Raw genomic sequence first — 19,799 nt, forward strand, 5'->3', positions numbered from 1 at the left:
TTTTTTATTTTTGATACATTCTACAAATTTGTGCAAAATAATATACATTTTTTGTCGATTTTATCAATCGCCGGTTTCGAAATCAGTTGCTGCCAGGCGGTACTGCATACCCATTCTCATCTGCAACTACTTTTTCCGTGCCCTCTTCTGTACTTTTTAATGTACACATTCCGTGGTTTCCAGCATTTCAGGCAAGAAAGAATATAAAGAGTCTCTGAACTGAAATTATTCTTATCAAAGGCTAAGGAAGAAAACCTCAATGCACAGTACTTCTTATCATTAGTAAAGAAATATGCTGAATTTACAGAATTAAATGCTGAGATTATACGAGAATTCGATGACAAGATTATTGTATTCAAAGCAGAGAAAATGAATGGTCGCAGACAGCAGGAAATCCAAATTATCTACAACTGCATTGGTGCAGTTAATCTTCCTGCAAGCAAAAGAAAAAAATGGCATAGCCGGATTTCTCCGAAACTATGCCAATTTTTCAAAGGATAAAAATCCCTTACTTGCACCCTCTAATGGGCGGCCCTTATAAAAATCATTCTTATTCTGCTTTTCCAACAGAACCAAATAATTCCATTTTTTCTTTTACAGTAGCTTTGATTGCTTCTGCACCCGGAGCTAATAATTTACGTGGGTCAAATCCTTTGCCCTCTAAGTCCTTACCAGCTTCAATATATTTACGTGTAGCATCTGCGAAAGATAACTGACACTCTGTATTTACATTAATCTTAGATACGCCAAGAGAGATAGCTTTCTTAATCATATCTGCAGGAATTCCTGTACCACCGTGAAGTACTAATGGCATAGTTCCTGTCTTCTGCTGGATAGCATCCAGAGTTTCGAAAGAAAGTCCTTTCCAGTTTGCCGGATATTTTCCGTGGATATTACCGATACCTGCTGCAAGCATATCTACACCAAGATCAGCGATTGTCTTACACTCGTTAGGATCTGCGCACTCGCCCATTCCAACTACTCCGTCTTCTTCTCCACCGATGGAACCAACCTCACACTCGATAGAAAGTCCAAGCTGATGAGCTACATTTACAAGCTCTGTAGACTTAGCAAGGTTCTCTTCAAATGGATAATGAGAACCATCAAACATGATAGATGTAAATCCAGCTTTGATACATTTATAACATCCTTTGTATGTTCCATGATCTAAGTGAAGTGCTACAGGAACTGTGATTCCAAGTTCTTCATCCATAGCTTTTACCATAGCTGCAACGGTCTTAAAACCTGTCATATATTTTCCTGCACCTTCAGATACACCAAGAATTACAGGGGATTTTAATTCTTCTGCAGTTAACAGTATTGATTTTGTCCACTCAAGGTTGTTGATATTGAACTGGCCTACTGCATAATGACCAGCTTTTGCTTTTTTTAACATTTCTGTTGCTGATACTAACATTTTGATTCCTCCATTGTTTTTTTTCATTGTACCATGGCTTTTCCCAAAAATAAAGTTAAAAATATAACAATCATTTTACAGATGTTTCTTTATTCTTGACCATAATCTCCAAAGCCTGGTGCATATTTCTTATTTCCACTTCCTTATGGTCTCCCCCAAACTCACCATCTAAAGTCCATGGAATAATTTCTTCCGGATAAAACTTAATATTGCTGCTCTTAAATGAGTATACCAGGTCGGTATCATCCTTGCGGCTGGTTAATGCTGCAATAATCTCATTTAACTCCAGTGGATTCTTCGGTGCTTTAATCAGTGTCACCTCAAAAACACCGTCATCCAGGAGTACATTTTTACCTGTCAGGTTCTTAAATCCCCCCACAGAAATAGAATTGGTAATCATACCATAGATAAATTTGTCCTCTAATACCTCATCATCATATTCTACCCGCATCTTATAGACCGGAATGTCTAAAAGCTGTTTCATTCCTTCTAAAATATAAGCTGCGTGTCCTAAAACATTCTTTAACTGCTGGCTGGTCTGATAAGATACTGCAGTAAACAGTCCAAATGCTGCCACATATACGAATGAATCTCCATTAAAATATCCTATATCTACCGGAAACCGTCTTCCCTTTACCGCTACATTTGCTGCCTTTAGCATGCTTTTAGGTATTCTTAAAGAATTGGCAAAGTCGTTGGTACTTCCTGCCGGAATATAGCCAAGCAGTGTCTTTTCTTCACTTTCCATCATTCCGCTGACTGCTTCATCCAAAGTACCGTCTCCACCACTACAGACAATCAGATCATAATTCTTCGCTTCTTCTCTGACATGGTTCTGCGCATCCCCTTTGCTCTGTGTCGGATATATGGTTACTTCATAATCTGCCTTTACCATAATGTCTACAATTTCTAACAGTTTATTCTTAATCAGTCCCTTGCCGGAATGTGGATTAAATATAAAAAGTAATTTCTTTTTCATTTTTTACATAACCTCTCTTTTCCTTCTAGCCCTCAGACAGGAACTGTTCCAATGTATCCAAGGCTTCCTTCTCGTCCTTACCCTCAGTAACAACTGTTACCATATCCTCATAATTCATTGCCAGTGACATCATACCCATAATGCTCTTCACATTTACTTTTTTATCTCCGGATTCAATATAAATACTGCTGGAAAAACGATTTGCAGTCTGAACAAGCAATGCAATGGGACTTGCTTCGACACCATTGACAAATTTAATGGTCACCTCTTTTTTCATCATATGTATTCCTCCTCATTCTTTTCATACTCTCATGTTTTCAGCAATTTCACTTATCTTTCTTAACCTGTGATTCACACCGGATTTTCCCACCGGTGGATTTAAGTATGCCCCCAGTTCCTTAAGAGGCGCTTCCGGGTGCTCCAAACGTACCTGTGCCATCTCGTAAAGATTATCCGGCAATTCCTGCAGTCGTCCCTTTTCCTGGATAAACTTAATATCTTCAATCTGCTTTACTGCAGCATTCACTGTCTTATTAATATTGGCAGTTTCACAATTTACCTGCCGGTTTACACTGTTACGCATCTCTTTCAAAATGCGTACATTTTCAAGGTTCATCAGTGCCACATGTGCTTCCATGATATTTAACATATCCACAATCTGTGCACCTTCTTTTAAGTATACCACATGGTGCTTCTTACGTTCCACCACTTTCGCATCCATGCCAAAGTCACTGATTACCGTCCTGAGCTGTTCTGCCTGTTGTGGCGTTGCACATACAATTTCAAAATGATAGGATTTATGCGGGTCACTCATGGAACCCGAAGCCAGAAATGCTCCTCTTACAAACGTCCTTCTACAGCAGGACTTCTGCAGCAACATTCCATTTACTGCCTGTCGGAACGGATGCAGTGAACCGTCCTCTTCCAAAAATTTAAGTGCCATTAATACCCTGCGCATGGCATCCTGTTCTTCTATATATAACACACCCGGATTCTGTTCAGATAACTCTGCACTGATGTCAAATGCCCGCTTCAAAAGCGTATAGCACTTTTTTGCCAATCCGGCATGTTCTGTTGCAATTTCCAATCTGGGATCTGCTCCCGTCAATATCATTCTTCCGGAAAAACTTATAATTGCTGCAAGTTCTGCTAACTGGCAGTGTCTGCTTTTACTTATATGCTTCTCCAGTTCCGCCTTTACTTCTCCCGAAAAAGACATCTCATATCTCCATCTAGTGCCGCATCGTATCCTTTTCAATGTCACGATGCTCTATCTTAATTCCAAACTGTTTCTGTTTCTCCAACCGTTTAAACAATTCATTGGCAAGGGTTACGGAACGATGCTTGCCTCCGGTACAGCCAATGGCAATTACCAGCTGGCTCTTCCCCTCTGTTATGTAATTCGGTATCAGAAATTTTATCATATCTTCTAATTTATCCAGAAATACGTGGGCTTCCTTATATTGCATCACAAAATCCTGAATTTCTTTATCATTGCCATTCTTTTGGCGTAATCCTTCCACATAATACGGATTTGGCAGAAAACGTACATCAAACACCAGATCTGCATCTGCCGGAATTCCATACTTGAATCCAAAGGATAAAATTGTGATAAATAAATTCTTAAACTCCTGATTCTCTACAAATATTTTATTTAATTCTGTTTTTAATTCTCTGGTCAGAAGATGACTGGTATCTATAATGTAATTTGCCTGTTTCTTTAAGAATTCCAATCTTCTTCTTTCTTCTTCGATGCCTTTATCGACACGATCGCTTCCTGCCAGTGGATGACTTCTTCTGGTTTCTTTATAACGTTTTACCAGCACACCATCCTCTGCATCCAAAAACAGTACATCAAATTCTTTTCCTTCACCTCTCAGGTGGTCAAGAATATCCTGCAAATCTTCCAATGCCTGTCCGCTTCGGATATCCACACCCACAGCAACCTTCTGAAGCTCGGTATTTCTTAAATCTGCCAACTCTATAAACTTTTCAATCAGCGGAATCGGCAGATTATCGACACAATAAAATCCGATATCCTCCATCATCTTAAGTGCTGTACTCTTTCCCGCCCCGGACATTCCTGTCAGAATTACCAGTTTCATGAAAATTCTCCTAACCTTCTTACTTCCGGCTCCAGTCTTACCTGAAACTCCTGTTCTACTTTCTCCTGCACCCTGCGCATCAGCTCTTCCACTTCTGCTGCAGTTGCCTGCCCACGGTTTATAACAAAGCCGCAATGTTTCTCAGATACCTGGGCATCTCCCACACGATAGCCTCTTAACCCGGCATCCATAATCAGCTTTCCGGCAAAATAGCCTTCCGGCCGCTTAAAGGTACTTCCTGCACTTGGGAATTCCAACGGCTGCTTCTCCTGCCGTTTCTGGCGGAGTTCCTGCATGACAGCTTCAATTTTCTCTTTTTCTCCGGATACTAATTTTAACGTTACACCCAGCACTACTTCCCCGGTCTCCATAACACGGCTGTGTCTGTAACTTAAGGAAATCTCTTCTACCGGAACTTCTACCACTTCACCATCTTTGGTCAAAAGATCCGCAGATACTAAAATATCCTTCATCTCTCCGCCATAAGCACCGGCGTTCATCACAACTGCACCTCCGATGCTTCCCGGAATTCCTGCTGCAAATTCCATGCCGCCTAAGGATGCTTCCAGTGCCTTGTGTGCAACCTTCGACAGCAATGCTCCCGCTTCGGCATGAATCATATTTTCCTTTACTTCAATGGAAGATGCATTTGCGCCAAATTCAATGACCACTCCGGGAATTCCCTTATCGCCCACCAGAAGATTGCTTCCGTTTCCAATAATCGTATACGGAATCTTCTTTGCTCTGCACAATGTGATGACATCCACTGCCTCTTTGATGGTCGGCATCAGAAAAATCTCTGCCATGCCCCCAATCCGGAATGTGGTATGACGGCTCATCGGCTCCTGCAAGCGTATTCTGCTTTCATCTACAATTGTCTTAATGGCTTCTATCCAGTCTTCTCTCACAATTTGCTTCTCCCATTTTTTATTTCTCTATGAAGCCAAAAATACTACATATCCTTTATATGCTTCATATAAATCTGCTTTACTGATAATCTCCCATGGTGCATGCATATTTAAAACTGCCACACCACTGTCAATTACCTGCATTCCATAATTTGCCAGAATATACGCGATGGTTCCGCCGCCACCCTGGTCTACTTTACCTAATTCTGCAGTCTGATAAAATACATTACCATCGTCCATCACTGCACGCAATTTTCCAACATATTCTGCACTGGCATCATTAGAACCTGACTTTCCTCTGGAACCGGTATATTTATTAAATACCATTCCTTTTCCAAAATATGCTGCATTTTTCTTATCCATAACGGACGGATAATTGGGGTCAAATGCCGCACTGACATCAGAGGATAATACATGGGAATTCTGCAATGCACGACGCAGTGCAAGTTCTGTATACTGTCCTGCTGCTGCCATCACTTCTGCTGTCATATTTTCAAAAAATCTCGACTGCATCCCGGTTGCTCCCACGCTGCCGATTTCTTCTTTATCTACCAGGAGACATACACTGGTATATTCCGGTGTTTCATTTTTTGCCAGCATTGCCTCAAAGGATGGATACGCACAGACTCTGTCATCATGTCCGTACCCCATAATCATGCTCCGGTCAAGTCCATAATCTCTTGCTTCTCCGGCTGGTACTACTTCAATCTCTGCGGACAGGAAATCTTCTTCCTCAATTCCATATTCCTCTTTTAAGATTCCAAGGATATTTTCTTTTACCGTATCCTTGGCATTTTCTTTTTCTTCACCTGCAAGCGGAATACTTCCAATCAGAAGGTCTAAGTTTTCTCCTTCAATAACCTTTGCTGCTTTCTTTTCCATCTGCTCACCGGCAAGATGAATCAGTAAATCACTGACACCAAATACCGGATCTCCCGGCTTATCTCCAATATTTACCTCTACTACACTTCCGTCTTTCTTTGCCACTACACCATGCAATGCCAGCGGAAGTGTTACCCACTGGTATTTCTTCACACCACCATAATAATGGGTATCTAACATAGCAAGCCCGGTATCTTCATAGAATGGATTCTGTTTTAAATCCATTCTCGGAGAATCCACATGTGCGCCGAGAATCCGCATGCCCTCTTCCATTGGTTTCTTTCCTACAATGAACATAGCAAGTGCTTTTCCATTATTATCTGCATACACTCTTGCACCGGATTCCAGTTTTATTCCTTCTGCAATCACTTTCTTTATATCAAGATATCCTGCTGCCTCTGCCCGCTCTACAAAAGTGCGTACACATTCTCTTTCTGTCTTACATGCTGATATAAATTTACGATACTCTTCTGCAAATTCAAAAACTTTCTTCTTCTCTTCTTCACTGTAATGATTCCATGCTACTTCTCGTTCCATATGAATGAATCTCCTTTTACTCTTCTTCCTCGTCGTCCTTCTTGTTCAGATTTGCCTGTACACGACGATACAATTCCTGAGCTGCATTGTAACCCATCTTCTTCTGTCTGTGGTTAACGGCTGCAGCCTCGCAGATAACTGCCAGATTTCGGCCTGGACGGATTGGAAGGGAATGACATACTACTTTATTTCCAAGTAACTCTGTATATTCTTCCTCAAGACCAAGGCGGTCATACTCATTATCCTTCTTCCAGTCTTCCAGTTTAATTACAAGGTCGATATTCTGTTTCTCTTTTACACACTCAACACCGAACAAAGTCTTTACATCAATGATTCCGATACCTCTTAACTCAATGAAGTATCTGGTGATATCCGGTGATGTGCCGGTTAAGGTATGCTCATTAATTTTACGGATTTCTACCACATCATCTGTTACCAGACGATGTCCTCGCTTAATCAGTTCCAGTGCTGCTTCACTCTTACCGATTCCGCTTTCACCGGTAATCAGAAGTCCCTCACCGTAAACGTCTACCAGCACACCATGGATGGTAATACACGGAGCAAGCTCTTCACTCAAAAGATAAATCAGCTCCGCCATGAATTCTGATGTGCTTCTGCCTGTTCCGAATACCGGAACATTATTTTCCTTTGCCCTCTGTAAGAACAGGTCATCCGGCTGTAAATCCCTGCAGAAAATAACACATGGTATATCATATTTTAAGAACCGGCTGTAAATGCTGTCCTTTTCTGAATCATTCAAATGCTGCAGGTATGTATATTCTACCATACCGATAATCTGTACACGGGACTGCTCGAAATGTTCAAAATATCCGCTCAGCTGTAACGCCGGACGATTTACATCCGCAAGTCTGATGCGGTGTCCCTTTAATTCCATATCCTCAATATATTTCTTTAACTGCAGTTTTTTTACGATTTTCTCAATTCCTACACCTTCCACGGCATGACTCCTTCCTTATCTTCGCCCCTGTATTTTTATAATTCTTTACTGTTCTAATAATTTGAAACGCTCTACCAGTTCATCTAAAGAAGTTGCCTCTGCAGACAATTCTTCACTGGTTGCTGATGCCTCCTGGGATGCTGCAGAATTGGTCTGAATAACATCATCAATCTGTTTTACACCATCTTCAATTTCTTTTACTGACACTGCCTGGCGGTCAGATGCAATTCTGATATTAGCAACTTCTGTAATAATAGCATCCAGTTCTGTAATAACCTTATTTAATGATTCCGATGTCTGCTGTGTTACTTCGTTTCCATGTTCTACTTCTACCTGGTTTGTCTCCAGTAAATGCTTGGATGTCTCTGCAGATTCTGCACTGCTTTCAGCCAGCATACGAATCTGCTCCGCAACAACTGCAAATCCCTTTCCTGCTTCTCCGGCTCTTGCAGCCTCAATGGATGCATTCAGGGAAAGAAGGTTGGTCTGGCTTGCAATACCATCAATTTCAGTAATAACTCTTTCCAGCTCTTTGGATGTTGTCGAGATACGTTCCATTGCCTCCATAAGTTCCCGCATCTTGTTCTGGCTGACATTTGCTTCCATTCCTACGCTCTTTGCACGGTCATGTACAATATCTGTTGACTTGCTGTTTGCAACAACCTGTTCTGTAACCTTTGAAACATTCTCCACCAGATTATCTACTGCAATAGACTGGTCTGTTGCACCCTTTGCCAGATCCTGGGAGCTGATTGCAAGCTGTTCAGAACCGGCGGCTACCTGATTAGAAGATTCCTTAATCAGGCATAATGTACTGCTTACGTTCTGGATGGTGCTTACCAGTTCTTCCATCACCGTTTCAAATTCTCCCACATATGCTTCTTTGCATGAAGAACGTACGGTATAATTACCCTGTGCAAATTCTTTTAAAATATTCTGTAAATCGCCAACAATTTTCTGTAAAGTATCTTCCATATTACGGAACCGGTTTGCCAGTTCTCCGATTTCATCTTCAGACTGATAAGTTACTTTCTCATGCAATTCTCCATGGGAAAGATGCTCTGCTACATCTTCTAATTCCCGGATTGGTTTTACAATATAATAAATTAACCACTTGGATTCCCGGCCGGTTAAAGTAACACTTACTACTACAATTGTCAGCATAATCACAATGCAGATAACCAGAACCGGAATACGGAACGCATCCGGCACCACTGCCAGCAGAATCAATCCCAGACTGGCTAGTGCTACTGTTGCAAAATACAGCCTGAATATCATGTTAAATGCATCATTAACTTTTTTCTTGATACTTTTGTTTTTGAATTTTTCTTCTTTGGTCATAGTGATTCTCCTTTTTCTTTTTATTTTTCCTCTCCCCTGTGGAAAAAGCGGAATACTTCTTCCGCTGCTTTTTCGTTCATCGCTTCTGTCCCAGACAATTCTTCTATGGATGCACTGCGAATTGCGTCTAAGGACTGGAACCTTCTCATCAGCGCCTTTCTTCGTGCCGGCCCGATTCCCGGGATATCATCCAGCACAGAATGCACCTGTTCCTTACTTCGTAAAGAACGATGATATTCTATAGCAAACCGATGTGCTTCATCCTGTATTCTTGTAATCAAATGAAATCCTTCACCGGAAGTGTCTATCGGTATCTCTATATTCTGATAATATAATCCTCTCGTCCTGTGATGATCATCTTTTACCATTCCACAGACCGGTATGGAAAGATGCAGTTCATCCAGCACCTGAAGAGCAATATTTACCTGACCTCTTCCACCATCCATCATAATCAAATCCGGGAACTTTGTAAATCCCCCATATTGGTCATCCAGCCCTTTTTTTTGTAAAATTTTCCTTTCTTCCTGTCCATGGGTAAATCTGCGGGTCAGAACCTCGTGCATGGATGCATAATCATCCGGTCCCGTGATAGTTCTTAACTTAAATTTCCGGTAATCACTACGCTGTGGTTTTCCCTTTTCATAAACCACCATGGAACCTACCGTTTCAAATCCATTGATATTGGAAATATCATAGGCTTCCACGCGTTCTAACTTTTCTAAATCCAGCCAGGATGCAATTTCTTTCATTGCACCGATTGTCCTGCCTTCTTCACGTTTTAGCTTTTCCCTGTCCTGGGACAATACCAGTGCGGCATTTTTCTCTGCCAGCTCCACCAGTTTTTCCTTCATTCCTTTCTGCGGTACCCGGAGTACTACCTTCTGACCACGCTTCTTAGTCAGCCAGTCTTCAATAACTGCTGCATCCTCCACTGCATATTGCAGCATGATTTCCTTCGGGATATATGGTGTTCCGGAATAGAACTGCTTTAAAAATGTCGTCAGTATCTGTTCCTTACTGTCTTCATTGGCAATAGTTACATAAAAGTGTTCTCTTCCTATAAGCCTGCCACTCCGGATAAAGAATACCTGAACTACCGCATCCCGGTCATCGGCTGCAAGAGCTATTATATCTTTATCCTCTCCGTCGGAACTGGTGATTTTCTGCTTCTGTGCCACCTGTTTTACACTGTTTAAAAGTTCCCGGTACTCAATTGCCCTCTCAAAATCCATATTTTCCGATGCCTGCATCATCCGCTCTTCTAATTCTTTTAAAACCGGCTGATAATTGCCATTTAAGAAATCTACTGCCTGATTGATTTTCTCCCGGTACTCCTCTTTGGAAATATAACCCTGACAGGGTGCCTGACACTGATGAATATGGTAATTAAGGCACGGACGTTCTTTTCCAATATCTCTTGGCAATACCCGGTTGCAGGTTCTTAAATGATAAATTTTTTTCAACAAATCTATCGTATCTTTCACCGCACCGGCACTGGTATATGGACCAAAATATCTGGATTTGTCTTTTTTCAGCTGACGGCAAAAGAGAACCCTGGGGAATTCTTCCCCCAGAGTCACCTTTATATAGGGATAAGTCTTATCATCCCGGAGCATGGTATTATACTTCGGTCTGTACTCTTTTATTAAATTGCATTCCAATACCAGTGCTTCTAATTCCGAATCAGTGATAATATATTCAAACCGGGTAATCTTCTTTACCATCTGGTCTTTCTTGATTCCTTCGTCATGACACGCCTGAAAATACTGACGTACCCGGTTTCGAAGGCTTACTGCCTTACCTACATAGATAATGGCATCACTGGCATCATGCATGATATAGACCCCCGGCTGATTCGGAAGCTTCTTTAATTCTTCTTTAATATTAAACGTCATTCCCGTTCTCTTCTTTTTGGTCCTCTTCTTCCTTCTTTTCCTCATCCGGATCCGGCAGCCCTTTTAACTCACGGAATATCTTCATAAATTCTTTACCCGTAATGGTTTCATGTTCATATAAATAATCCGCAATATGGTCTAATACCTCGCGATTCTCTTCTAAGAGCTGATATGCCTCCTGATAGCAGTTATGAATCATGGTACGGACTTCTTCATCAATCTGTGCCGCTGTCTCATCGCCGCAATTCAAATGTGCTGCACCATCCAGATATGCATTATCTACAGAAGCCAAACTCATCATGCCAAATTTATCTGACATACCAAACTGTGTAATCATTGCCCTTGCAATCTTGGTCGCATTTTCAATATCATTTGCTGCTCCACTGGTTGCAGAATGGAATACCAGTTCTTCTGCTGCACGGCCTGCCATATAAGTCGTTATCTTGGCAATTAATTCATCCTTGGTCTCAAGAAATTTCTCTTCTTCCGGTGTCTGCAAGGTGTATCCCAATGCCCCCATGGTTCTTGGTACGATAGTAATTTTCTGTACCGGTTCTGTATTCTTCTGTAATGCAGTAACCATTGCATGACCTACTTCATGATAAGAAACAATCTTCTTCTCATGATTACTCATGGCACGGTCTTTCTTCTCTTTTCCACCAACTGCCACGATTTCAAAGGCTTCAAACAAATCACTCTGATTTACAAATTTACGGTTATGTTTTACTGCATTAATAGCAGCTTCATTAATCATATTTGCAAGATCGGATCCAACCAGTCCTGCACTTGCCAGAGCAATTGCTTCCAAATCTACGGATTCATCCATATGCACATCTTTGGAGTGTACCTTCAGCGTCTCAAGACGACCCTTCAAATCCGGTTTGTCTACAATAATTCTACGGTCAAACCGGCCTGGGCGAAGTAACGCTTTATCCAGTACTTCCGGACGGTTTGTTGCTGCCAGAACCAAAAGTCCCTTTGAAGTATCAAATCCATCCATCTCTGCCAGCAGCTGGTTTAAGGTCTGCTCACGCTCGTCATTTCCACCGCCGAATCTGCTGTCACGGCTCTTGCCGATGGCATCAATCTCATCAATAAATATGATACATGGCGCCTGTTTCTGGGCATCCTTAAACAAATCTCTTACCCGGGATGCACCGACACCTACAAACATCTCTACAAAGTCAGAACCGGCCAGTGAGAAGAACGGAACATTTGCTTCTCCGGCAACTGCCTTGGCAAGCAGCGTTTTACCGGTTCCAGGTGGTCCTACAAGCAATGCTCCCTTCGGAAGTTTTGCTCCGATTTCACGGTATTTTTTCGGATTATGCAGGAAATCTACCACTTCCTGTAAAGATTCTTTTGCTTCATCCTGTCCGGCAACATCCTTAAAGGTTACACCGGTTGTCTTTTCTACATATACTTTGGCATTGCTCTTGCCGACTCCCATCATTCCGCCGCCGGCCTTCTTCATGACTGCGCCAAAAATAATCCAGATAATAATCAAAGGCAATACAATACTTAAAATATTAAACACCCATGTCGATGTATTATTCGGAATATATCCGTCAATTTCTACCTTGTGTTTATTTAAGAGATTTAATAAATTTTCATCTTTAATAAATCCGGTATAATAGGTCATCTTTACCAACGTCTTATCATCTGACTTTGGTGTGATATTATACTGGTTTGCACCTACTTCGACCTTTTCTACCTTGTCATCCTTTACCATCTGGACAAATTCCGTATAGGTAATCCGCTGGGAAGTCATATCTGCACTGCAACGGTTTAAAAGACTCATAAAGAACAGCGTCACAAGAGTAATGATAACAAATGCCAGTATCATCTGGCCATTACCGCCCTTTTTATCGCCGTTCTGATTATTATTCCCATTATTCTGGTTATTATTTCCACCATTCTGATTATTATTTCCATTATTAAACAGGTTATCCATTGTATCCTCCGTATATGATTCTCGAAACTCTCCCAAAATATAGTTCTTATTATATGTAATCTGCCCGGATAAATCAATAATAACTCTGTTAAGTTTTCCTTTCTTTTCTAAATATTTTATAAATTTTTGTGGATTTATTTTTACTGTCGTTGTATAATAGACTAAGTTTGAGAAAAAATGAGACCGACGGCGCATTCACTGTCGGTCTATCTAAGTTTTAACCATATACACACATTTAAGGAGGAACTACCATGCCTGTAAAATACGTCTTTGTCACCGGTGGAGTTGTTTCCGGTCTCGGAAAAGGCATTACTGCTGCATCACTTGGCCGTCTGTTAAAAGCCAGAGGCTACAAGGTTACTATGCAGAAATTTGACCCGTATATCAATATTGACCCGGGTACCATGAACCCAATCCAGCACGGTGAAGTTTTCGTTACCGATGATGGAGCAGAAACCGACCTGGATTTAGGCCATTATGAACGTTTCATTGACGAAAGTCTTACCAAGAATTCTAACGTTACTACCGGAAAGGTTTACTGGTCTGTACTTCAGAAAGAACGCCGTGGAGACTTTGGTGGAGGTACTGTTCAGGTAATTCCACATATTACCAATGAAATCAAGAGCCGATTCTACCGTAACTTTACTTCCAATGATACCCATATTGCCATCATTGAAGTAGGTGGTACTGTTGGAGATATTGAAAGCCAGCCTTTCTTAGAGTCCATCAGACAGTTCCAGCATGAAGTCGGACATGAAAATGCAATTCTGATTCATGTAACACTGATTCCTTATATCAAGGCATCCGGTGAATTAAAGACCAAACCGACACAGTCCAGTGTAAAGGAATTACAGGGAATGGGTATCCAGCCGGATATTATCGTATGCCGTTCCGAGCATCCTTTAGACCAGGGCTTAAAAGATAAAATTGCTTTATTCTGTAATGTGCCAAATGACCATGTGCTGCAGAATCTGGACGTAGAATATCTCTACGAAGCGCCACTTGCCATGGAAAAAGAAAATCTGGCAAAGGTTGCCTGCGATTCTCTTCATCTTCCATGTCCGGAGCCGGATTTAAAAGACTGGACCGATATGGTTGAAGCATTACGCAATCCGATTCAGGAAGTAAATATCTCCTTAGTAGGAAAATATACACAGCTTCATGATGCTTATATCTCTGTTGTAGAAGCATTAAAACATGGTGGAATTGCCGAGCGTGCAACCGTTAATTTAAACTGGGTAGATTCCGAATTATTAAATGATGAAAATGCAGAAGAAATTCTTGGTAATTCTGACGGAATTATTGTACCGGGTGGTTTCGGTGACCGTGGTGTAGAAGGAATGATTACTGCTGCAAAATATGCAAGAGAACATAAAATTCCATACTTAGGACTTTGTCTTGGTATGCAGGTTGCTATCATTGAATATGCAAGACACGTCTGCAAGCTCAATGATGCCCACAGTATTGAATTAGACCCGAATACCACACATCCTGTTATTGCACTGATGCCGGATCAGGATGGCATTGAAGACATCGGTGGAACCTTACGTCTCGGTTCTTACCCATGTGTTCTGGATACTGATTCCCTTGCTTATCAGGTTTACGGAGAAGAAACCATCCACGAAAGACATCGTCACAGATACGAAGTGAACAATGATTACCGTAACATTCTTACCGAAAACGGTATGAAGCTGTGTGGTCTTTCTCCAGATGGACGTATCGTAGAAATGGTAGAAATTCCTGGACACCCTTGGTTCGTTGCAACCCAGGCCCATCCGGAATTAAAATCCAGACCAAACCGTCCACATCCTTTATTCAAAGGCTTTATTAAAGCAGCAACTGAAATCAGAAAGCAGAAATAGACTTTATTTTAAAAACAGCCTGTGATTTTCATGATACATCATGAAAATCACAGGCTGTTTCTGTTTTACAAATATAACCAAAAATCAAAGCAGTACTGCTTACTTTCTTTCTCCGTCTAAGAAACGCATCTCGCCCTCTTCCCCTTCTTCCGGTTTTGAGAAACCAATCATTCTGGCCTTTTCTCCATTTAAAAGACGCAGACACTGTGGGCAAAGTGTTCCAAAGGAAACCGGCTGTCCGCACCGGGAACAATAATTCGACATAATACCTGCTTTATCCTTTTCTTTATATTCAATTCTTCCCTCTTTAATCCACTGCTTTACCATCCGTACCGGAATATCAAAATACTCTGCCACCTGATATTCATTTACATCATTATTTCGTACAAATTCCCGCACTTTATCAAAAAGAAGCAGTTCCTCACAGGCATAACAGTATTCCCTGTCTGACAAAGGCGGCAATGCCTTTCTGCACATCTTACAATACTTAACTTCTGTCTCCATTCTTCCCATCACCTGCTAACTGTATTTATTCTGTATCCTCTGAAGATATGTCACATAGTTTTCTCTCATCTCTGCCGGCTCAATAATCTCAACCTTTTCTCCAAGACCACAAAGCCAGCCATAAAACTGTCCGCTGACTGCCACATGAAGTCTTGCTCTAAAATGCATATCATCTGCTTTTCTGACATTTACTTCCTGCCCAAACCGGTCGATCACCACGCCAATCATATCATTTTCACAAAGCAGTGTCACCGTTTCTTCCTCACCGGCAAACATACCAAAAGTTTTCTTTGAATAAGATGCAATATCAAAGGTTTCAAACTGCTTAAGACCTTCCCGTTTCTTTCTGGTCAGTGAAATCTTAAGCATCTTATCCACGCGGAAATGCTTGATAATCCTATCTTCCTCATCATATGCTATGAGATAATAATTCTCATCATCCCAGGAAAGCACCAGCGGACTCACCTCGTAAAATGCTCCGTCCCGTCGAAGCTCCATTTCTTTTTCGATATTCCACGAAAAATACTGGAAACGGATTTTTACATCTCCGGAAATTCCGTTGTAAATCATATCAATGTTATAATAAATATTCTCATTAATGGTCTTATTCCGGTTGGTTACCACTACCTGACGCTGAAGCTGTTTTGCCTCATAGACGCTGACCAGCTTCTCCAACTTATGTATCAGCTCTCTTGATTTCTTCTGTGTAATGAACTTCGATGACTGCACCGCATCCACCAAAAGTTTCAATTCTGCCAGTTCAAAATCACGGCTTCCGATATAATATCCGCCTCGGTACTCCTGTTCCCTTAAAATATCCACGCCAAAGTCCTGCAGCATCTCCAAATCCCGATAAATACTTTTACGTTCTGCCGAAATACCTTTCTGATTCAGATATGCTATAATATCCCTCATCCTGACAGCATGCTTCTCATCCGTCTGTTCATACAGCAGTTCTAATATATATAATATTTTCAGTTTCTGATGCTCCGTTTTTCCCATAGTTCTAGTATAGCATAGGGCAAAACTTTGTGATACCTGTTTTTCAAATTTTCTGACATTTTCTCGTCACTCGCCTAAATTATGTTTTTCATTTTACTGTAAAAAAGGAATTGTCACCCATTCCAATTCATGTTATAATATGCATAAATAAAGATTGAATTACCAAGAGACGAGAGCAAGGTAAAGAAGAGCGAGAGCATCGCTTTTATTTATCTTGCTTTTTTTGTTGCCAGCAGAAAGGAGTTTTATATGTACGATATTGCAGTTATTGGTGCCGGAGTCACCGGCTGTGCCATTGCCAGAGAGTTATCCCGCTATCAGGCAGGCATCTGTGTCATTGAACGGGAAGAGGATGTCTGCTGCGGAACCTCCAAAGCCAACAGTGCCATTATCCACGCCGGATTTGACGCAAAACCGGGCACACTGAAAGCAAAGCTTAATGTAGAAGGAAATGCCATGATGGATACTCTCTCTAAGGATCTGGACATTCCTTTTGTACGAAACGGTTCTCTGGTGGTCTGCACCGATGAACAGGATGCCAGCGAATTGGAACGTCTTTTGGAACAGGGGAAAGAAAACGGGGTCAAAGACTTACGCATTCTTGACCGCGAAGCCTTACACACCATGGAGCCAAATTTAGACGACCATGTCACAAGTGCTCTCTACGCACCCACAGGTGGTATCGTCTGTCCGTTTCATATGACAATTGCCTTCGCGGAAAATGCCGTTGCAAATGGCGTTGAATTCTTTTTAAATACTGCTGTAACTTCTATCACCAGCCTAGAAGATGGATACCTGATTTCCACTGATAAGCAGGATATCACCGCAAAAACTGTTATCAATGCTGCCGGTGTATATGCAGATGTTTTTCACAATATGGTAAGCAGCAAAAAACTTCACATTACCGCCCGGAAAGGTGAATACCAGCTTCTTGATAAATCTGCCGGAACTCATGTATCCCATACGATTTTCCAGCTACCGGGTAAAATGGGAAAAGGTGTCCTGGTTACTCCTACGGTTCACGGCAATCTTCTCGTTGGTCCGACCGCAGAGGATACCGATAACAAAGAAGGCAGCAATACCACCAGAGAAGGACTTGCTTCTCTTTCCGAAAAAGCCTCCCACAGCGTTAAGAATCTTCCGATGCGTCAGGTCATTACTTCTTTTGCAGGACTACGTGCCCATGAAGATAATGGCGACTTTATCATCGGCGAAGCAGCTGATGCTCCCGGCTTTTTTGATGCCGCTGGTATCGAATCTCCAGGACTTTCCTCTGCACCAGCCATTGGCGTCATGATGGCCAGACTGGTGCAGGATAAGATGCATTTAACCGAAAAAGAAAATTTCATTGCCACCCGCAAAGGAATTTTACGACCAGAAGAGCTTTCCTTAGATGAAAGAAATGAACTGATTAAAAAGCAGCCTGCCTATGGAAACATTATCTGCCGCTGTGAAATGATTTCAGAAGGAGAAATTCTCGATGCTATTCACCGCCCGCTGGGTGCCCGCTCTTTAGATGCCATCAAGCGTCGTACCAGAGCAGGCATGGGACGCTGTCAGGCAGGCTTTTGTTCCCCGCGTACCATGGAAATTCTTTCCAGAGAAGTTCCTATGGAAATGACGGACATCAGCAAATGTGGTGGCTCATCGCAGTTTGTCTATGGTTATAACAAAGAGATTCAGGAGGAAATGCCATGAAATCATATGATTTAGTAATCGTTGGCGGCGGTCCTGCAGGACTTGCAGCCGCTGTATCCGCAAAAGAAAATGGAATAAATGATATTCTCATTATTGAACGTGGCAAAGAGCTTGGCGGCATTTTAAACCAGTGCATCCACAACGGTTTTGGACTTCATACCTTTAAGGAAGAGCTGACCGGACCGGAATATGCTTCCCGCTTTATTGAAAAAGTACTCTCTCTTGGCATCTCTTACAAATTAAACACTATGGTAATGGATATCTCCCATAAGAAAAAAATAACTGCCATGAACCGGAAAGATGGCATGTTCGAGATTCAGGCAAAAGCAATTATCCTTGCCATGGGCTGCAGGGAGCGAAGCCGTGGTGCCCTTAATATTCCGGGCTATCGTCCGGCAGGTATCTACTCCGCCGGAACGGCACAGCGTCTTGTCAATATGGAAGGCTATATGCCGGGCAGAGAAGTCGTTATCTTAGGCTCCGGTGATATCGGTCTGATTATGGCACGCCGCATGACCTTAGAGGGTGCCAAAGTAAAAGTTGTAGCAGAACTGATGCCTTATTCCGGTGGTCTCAAGCGTAATATTGTTCAATGTCTGAATGACTTTGATATTCCGTTGAAATTAAGCCATACCGTTATTGATATTGAAGGAAAAGAACGTGTCACCGGTGTTACCATTGCAGAAGTCGGCTCCGATGGAAGGCCAATTGCCGGTACAGAAGAATATTATTCCTGCGATACGCTCCTCTTATCCTGTGGTCTGATTCCAGAAAATGAATTAAGCCGCAGTGCCGGTGTCACTTTAAATCCGGTCACCTCCGGTCCTGTTGTAAATGACAGCTTAGAAACCAGTATTTCCGGTGTTTTTGCCTGTGGAAATGTCCTGCATGTCCATGACCTGGTGGATTATGTTTCTGAAGAAGCCGGTATCGCCGGAGCGAATGCTGCACATTATATTTTATCCGGCAATACTGCTGATGCATGTAATACCAGCAGCCAGCCATCTGTCGAAATTATTCCAACCGGTGGCGTCCGCTATACCGTTCCAAAATACATCCGACCGGAGGCTATGGCAGACAAAGTTACTGTCCGGTTCCGCGTGGGACAAATTTATAAAAACTGCGGAATTGCCACTTACTTCGGCAAAGAACGTATCAGCTTCCGGAAACGTCCGGTTATGGCTCCGGGCGAGATGGAATCCGTTGTCCTTACCAAAGAACAGCTTACCAACTGCCCTGATTTAGAGCAGATTACCATTTGTATAGAGGAGGCGTAAGAGGATGGAAAAACGTGAATTAACCTGTATCGGCTGCCCTTTAGGCTGCTCTATTACCGTAACCATGGAAAATGCAGAAATTCTTGATGTTACCGGCAACACCTGCAAACGCGGCGATGCTTATGCCCGTAAGGAAGTTACCCATCCAACCAGAATCGTAACTTCTACCGTCCGGGTATCCGGTGGCACGATTCCGATGGTGTCCTGCAAAACCAAAGAGGATATCCCAAAAGAAAAGATTTTTGCAATTATCAATGCTCTCCGGGGCATCACTGTTCCTGCACCGGTCTCTATCGGAGATATTCTGGTTCAGGACGTTGCAGGCACCGGCGTGGATATTGTTGCCACAAAAAATGTTCCTGCAAAATTATAATCTCATTGTTATCAAATGATTCACATCATTCTGATAAATATTTATTCCAAGGGGAATAACTGTTTTGGTGCGCCAGTATCTGATTGAGGGGTCGGATGCTGGCGTAT

Annotated in this window: 18 protein-coding genes; 5 read left to right on the plus strand and 13 right to left on the minus strand. The window is 42.0% G+C overall.

From position 1 onward, the window contains the following. Nucleotides 1-219: 219 nt before the first annotated feature. Nucleotides 220-501 (plus strand): DUF4368 domain-containing protein, encoded by a 282-nt coding sequence (locus tag DWX65_RS15740; RefSeq protein WP_242997805.1) that lies wholly within the window; start codon nucleotides 220-222, stop codon nucleotides 499-501. Nucleotides 502-550: 49 nt separating this feature from the next. Here the strand turns inward: DWX65_RS15740 and fba are convergent, their stop codons facing one another. From fba to ftsH, 11 genes are all read right to left on the minus strand, one after another. Beyond that, a complete protein-coding gene (gene fba / locus DWX65_RS04080; protein ID WP_118172846.1) occupies nucleotides 551-1,417 on the minus strand; it encodes a class II fructose-1,6-bisphosphate aldolase in 867 nt (288 codons plus the stop codon). A 70-nt stretch (nucleotides 1,418-1,487) separates the two neighbouring features. After that, nucleotides 1,488-2,396 (minus strand): diacylglycerol/lipid kinase family protein, encoded by a 909-nt coding sequence (locus DWX65_RS04085; RefSeq protein ID WP_118172847.1) that lies wholly within the window; start codon nucleotides 2,394-2,396, stop codon nucleotides 1,488-1,490. A 25-nt stretch (nucleotides 2,397-2,421) separates the two neighbouring features. Next, nucleotides 2,422-2,676 carry an HPr family phosphocarrier protein gene (locus DWX65_RS04090; RefSeq protein ID WP_118172848.1) on the minus strand — a complete coding sequence of 85 codons (255 nt, stop codon included), beginning with the start codon at nucleotides 2,674-2,676 and terminating at the stop codon, nucleotides 2,422-2,424. A gap of 21 nt (nucleotides 2,677-2,697) precedes the next feature. Then, entirely contained in the window at nucleotides 2,698-3,615 is a 918-nt protein-coding gene (gene whiA, locus DWX65_RS04095; protein WP_022243580.1) for a DNA-binding protein WhiA, read from the minus strand. Nucleotides 3,616-3,628: 13 nt separating this feature from the next. Beyond that, nucleotides 3,629-4,501: an RNase adapter RapZ gene (gene rapZ / locus DWX65_RS04100; protein ID WP_118057105.1), complete on the minus strand. Its 873-nt coding sequence runs from the start codon at nucleotides 4,499-4,501 to the stop codon at nucleotides 3,629-3,631. Continuing rightward, entirely contained in the window at nucleotides 4,498-5,409 is a 912-nt protein-coding gene (gene murB, locus DWX65_RS04105; RefSeq protein ID WP_118172849.1) for a UDP-N-acetylmuramate dehydrogenase, read from the minus strand. Before murB ends, rapZ begins: the two co-directional genes overlap by 4 nt. 27 nt (nucleotides 5,410-5,436) lie before the next feature. After that, on the minus strand, nucleotides 5,437-6,828 hold the full coding sequence (locus DWX65_RS04110) for an aminopeptidase (protein WP_118172850.1): 1,392 nt from the start codon (nucleotides 6,826-6,828) through the stop codon (nucleotides 5,437-5,439). Nucleotides 6,829-6,844: 16 nt separating this feature from the next. Next, nucleotides 6,845-7,786, minus strand: coding sequence for an HPr(Ser) kinase/phosphatase (gene hprK / locus DWX65_RS04115; protein ID WP_022243584.1), 942 nt, complete (start codon nucleotides 7,784-7,786; stop codon nucleotides 6,845-6,847). Nucleotides 7,787-7,831: 45 nt separating this feature from the next. Further along, nucleotides 7,832-9,127, minus strand: a complete 1,296-nt coding sequence (locus DWX65_RS04120) for a methyl-accepting chemotaxis protein (protein ID WP_117696659.1) — start codon at nucleotides 9,125-9,127, stop codon at nucleotides 7,832-7,834. A 20-nt stretch (nucleotides 9,128-9,147) separates the two neighbouring features. After that, entirely contained in the window at nucleotides 9,148-11,022 is a 1,875-nt protein-coding gene (gene uvrC, locus DWX65_RS04125) for an excinuclease ABC subunit UvrC (protein WP_242997795.1), read from the minus strand. Then, nucleotides 11,012-12,976, minus strand: coding sequence for an ATP-dependent zinc metalloprotease FtsH (gene ftsH / locus DWX65_RS04130; RefSeq protein WP_118172852.1), 1,965 nt, complete (start codon nucleotides 12,974-12,976; stop codon nucleotides 11,012-11,014). Before ftsH ends, uvrC begins: the two co-directional genes overlap by 11 nt. Before the next feature lie 251 nt (nucleotides 12,977-13,227). On the opposite strand from ftsH, the gene DWX65_RS04135 reads away from it, so the two are divergent. Then, on the plus strand, nucleotides 13,228-14,838 hold the full coding sequence (locus DWX65_RS04135) for a CTP synthase (protein ID WP_118172853.1): 1,611 nt from the start codon (nucleotides 13,228-13,230) through the stop codon (nucleotides 14,836-14,838). A 99-nt stretch (nucleotides 14,839-14,937) separates the two neighbouring features. Here the strand turns inward: DWX65_RS04135 and DWX65_RS04140 are convergent, their stop codons facing one another. Both DWX65_RS04140 and DWX65_RS04145 read right to left on the minus strand, forming a co-directional pair. Further along, nucleotides 14,938-15,342 (minus strand): hypothetical protein, encoded by a 405-nt coding sequence (locus tag DWX65_RS04140; protein WP_022243589.1) that lies wholly within the window; start codon nucleotides 15,340-15,342, stop codon nucleotides 14,938-14,940. Between the two features lie 15 nt (nucleotides 15,343-15,357). Further along, complete coding sequence (locus tag DWX65_RS04145; RefSeq protein WP_117947732.1) at nucleotides 15,358-16,344, minus strand: helix-turn-helix transcriptional regulator; 987 nt, start codon at nucleotides 16,342-16,344, stop codon at nucleotides 15,358-15,360. 249 nt (nucleotides 16,345-16,593) lie between these two features. Between DWX65_RS04145 and DWX65_RS04150 the strand changes: the two genes are divergently transcribed. Genes DWX65_RS04150 through DWX65_RS04160 form a run of 3 tightly spaced genes read left to right on the plus strand, consistent with a single transcriptional unit; the run spans nucleotide 16,594 to nucleotide 19,692 of the window. After that, nucleotides 16,594-18,042, plus strand: coding sequence for an NAD(P)/FAD-dependent oxidoreductase (locus DWX65_RS04150; RefSeq protein ID WP_118172854.1), 1,449 nt, complete (start codon nucleotides 16,594-16,596; stop codon nucleotides 18,040-18,042). Continuing rightward, the gene (locus DWX65_RS04155; RefSeq protein ID WP_118172855.1) at nucleotides 18,039-19,319 is read left to right on the plus strand and encodes an NAD(P)/FAD-dependent oxidoreductase; all 1,281 of its coding nucleotides are present in this window, start codon (nucleotides 18,039-18,041) and stop codon (nucleotides 19,317-19,319) included. The genes DWX65_RS04150 and DWX65_RS04155 overlap by 4 nt, the downstream gene beginning before the upstream one ends. Before the next feature lie 4 nt (nucleotides 19,320-19,323). After that, nucleotides 19,324-19,692 carry a DUF1667 domain-containing protein gene (locus DWX65_RS04160; protein WP_118172856.1) on the plus strand — a complete coding sequence of 123 codons (369 nt, stop codon included), beginning with the start codon at nucleotides 19,324-19,326 and terminating at the stop codon, nucleotides 19,690-19,692. The last annotated feature ends 107 nt before the right edge of the window (nucleotides 19,693-19,799 follow it).

The sequence above is a fragment of the Roseburia sp. AF20-18LB genome (genome assembly GCF_003461185.1).
Lineage (GTDB): Bacteria > Bacillota > Clostridia > Lachnospirales > Lachnospiraceae > Roseburia_C > Roseburia_C amylophila.

Coding starts and splice junctions, on each gene's coding strand:
- fba (WP_118172846.1), bottom strand. CDS start 1,417: ATGTTAGTATCAGCAACAGAAATGTTAAAAAAAGCAAAAGCTGGTCAT.
- DWX65_RS04085 (WP_118172847.1), bottom strand. CDS start 2,396: ATGAAAAAGAAATTACTTTTTATATTTAATCCACATTCCGGCAAGGGA.
- DWX65_RS04090 (WP_118172848.1), bottom strand. CDS start 2,676: ATGATGAAAAAAGAGGTGACCATTAAATTTGTCAATGGTGTCGAAGCA.
- whiA (WP_022243580.1), bottom strand. CDS start 3,615: ATGTCTTTTTCGGGAGAAGTAAAGGCGGAACTGGAGAAGCATATAAGT.
- rapZ (WP_118057105.1), bottom strand. CDS start 4,501: ATGAAACTGGTAATTCTGACAGGAATGTCCGGGGCGGGAAAGAGTACA.
- DWX65_RS04110 (WP_118172850.1), bottom strand. CDS start 6,828: ATGGAACGAGAAGTAGCATGGAATCATTACAGTGAAGAAGAGAAGAAG.
- DWX65_RS04120 (WP_117696659.1), bottom strand. CDS start 9,127: ATGACCAAAGAAGAAAAATTCAAAAACAAAAGTATCAAGAAAAAAGTT.
- uvrC (WP_242997795.1), bottom strand. CDS start 11,022: ATGACGTTTAATATTAAAGAAGAATTAAAGAAGCTTCCGAATCAGCCG.
- ftsH (WP_118172852.1), bottom strand. CDS start 12,976: ATGGATAACCTGTTTAATAATGGAAATAATAATCAGAATGGTGGAAAT.
- DWX65_RS04135 (WP_118172853.1), top strand. CDS start 13,228: ATGCCTGTAAAATACGTCTTTGTCACCGGTGGAGTTGTTTCCGGTCTC.
- DWX65_RS04140 (WP_022243589.1), bottom strand. CDS start 15,342: ATGGAGACAGAAGTTAAGTATTGTAAGATGTGCAGAAAGGCATTGCCG.
- DWX65_RS04145 (WP_117947732.1), bottom strand. CDS start 16,344: ATGGGAAAAACGGAGCATCAGAAACTGAAAATATTATATATATTAGAA.
- DWX65_RS04150 (WP_118172854.1), top strand. CDS start 16,594: ATGTACGATATTGCAGTTATTGGTGCCGGAGTCACCGGCTGTGCCATT.
- DWX65_RS04155 (WP_118172855.1), top strand. CDS start 18,039: ATGAAATCATATGATTTAGTAATCGTTGGCGGCGGTCCTGCAGGACTT.
- DWX65_RS04160 (WP_118172856.1), top strand. CDS start 19,324: ATGGAAAAACGTGAATTAACCTGTATCGGCTGCCCTTTAGGCTGCTCT.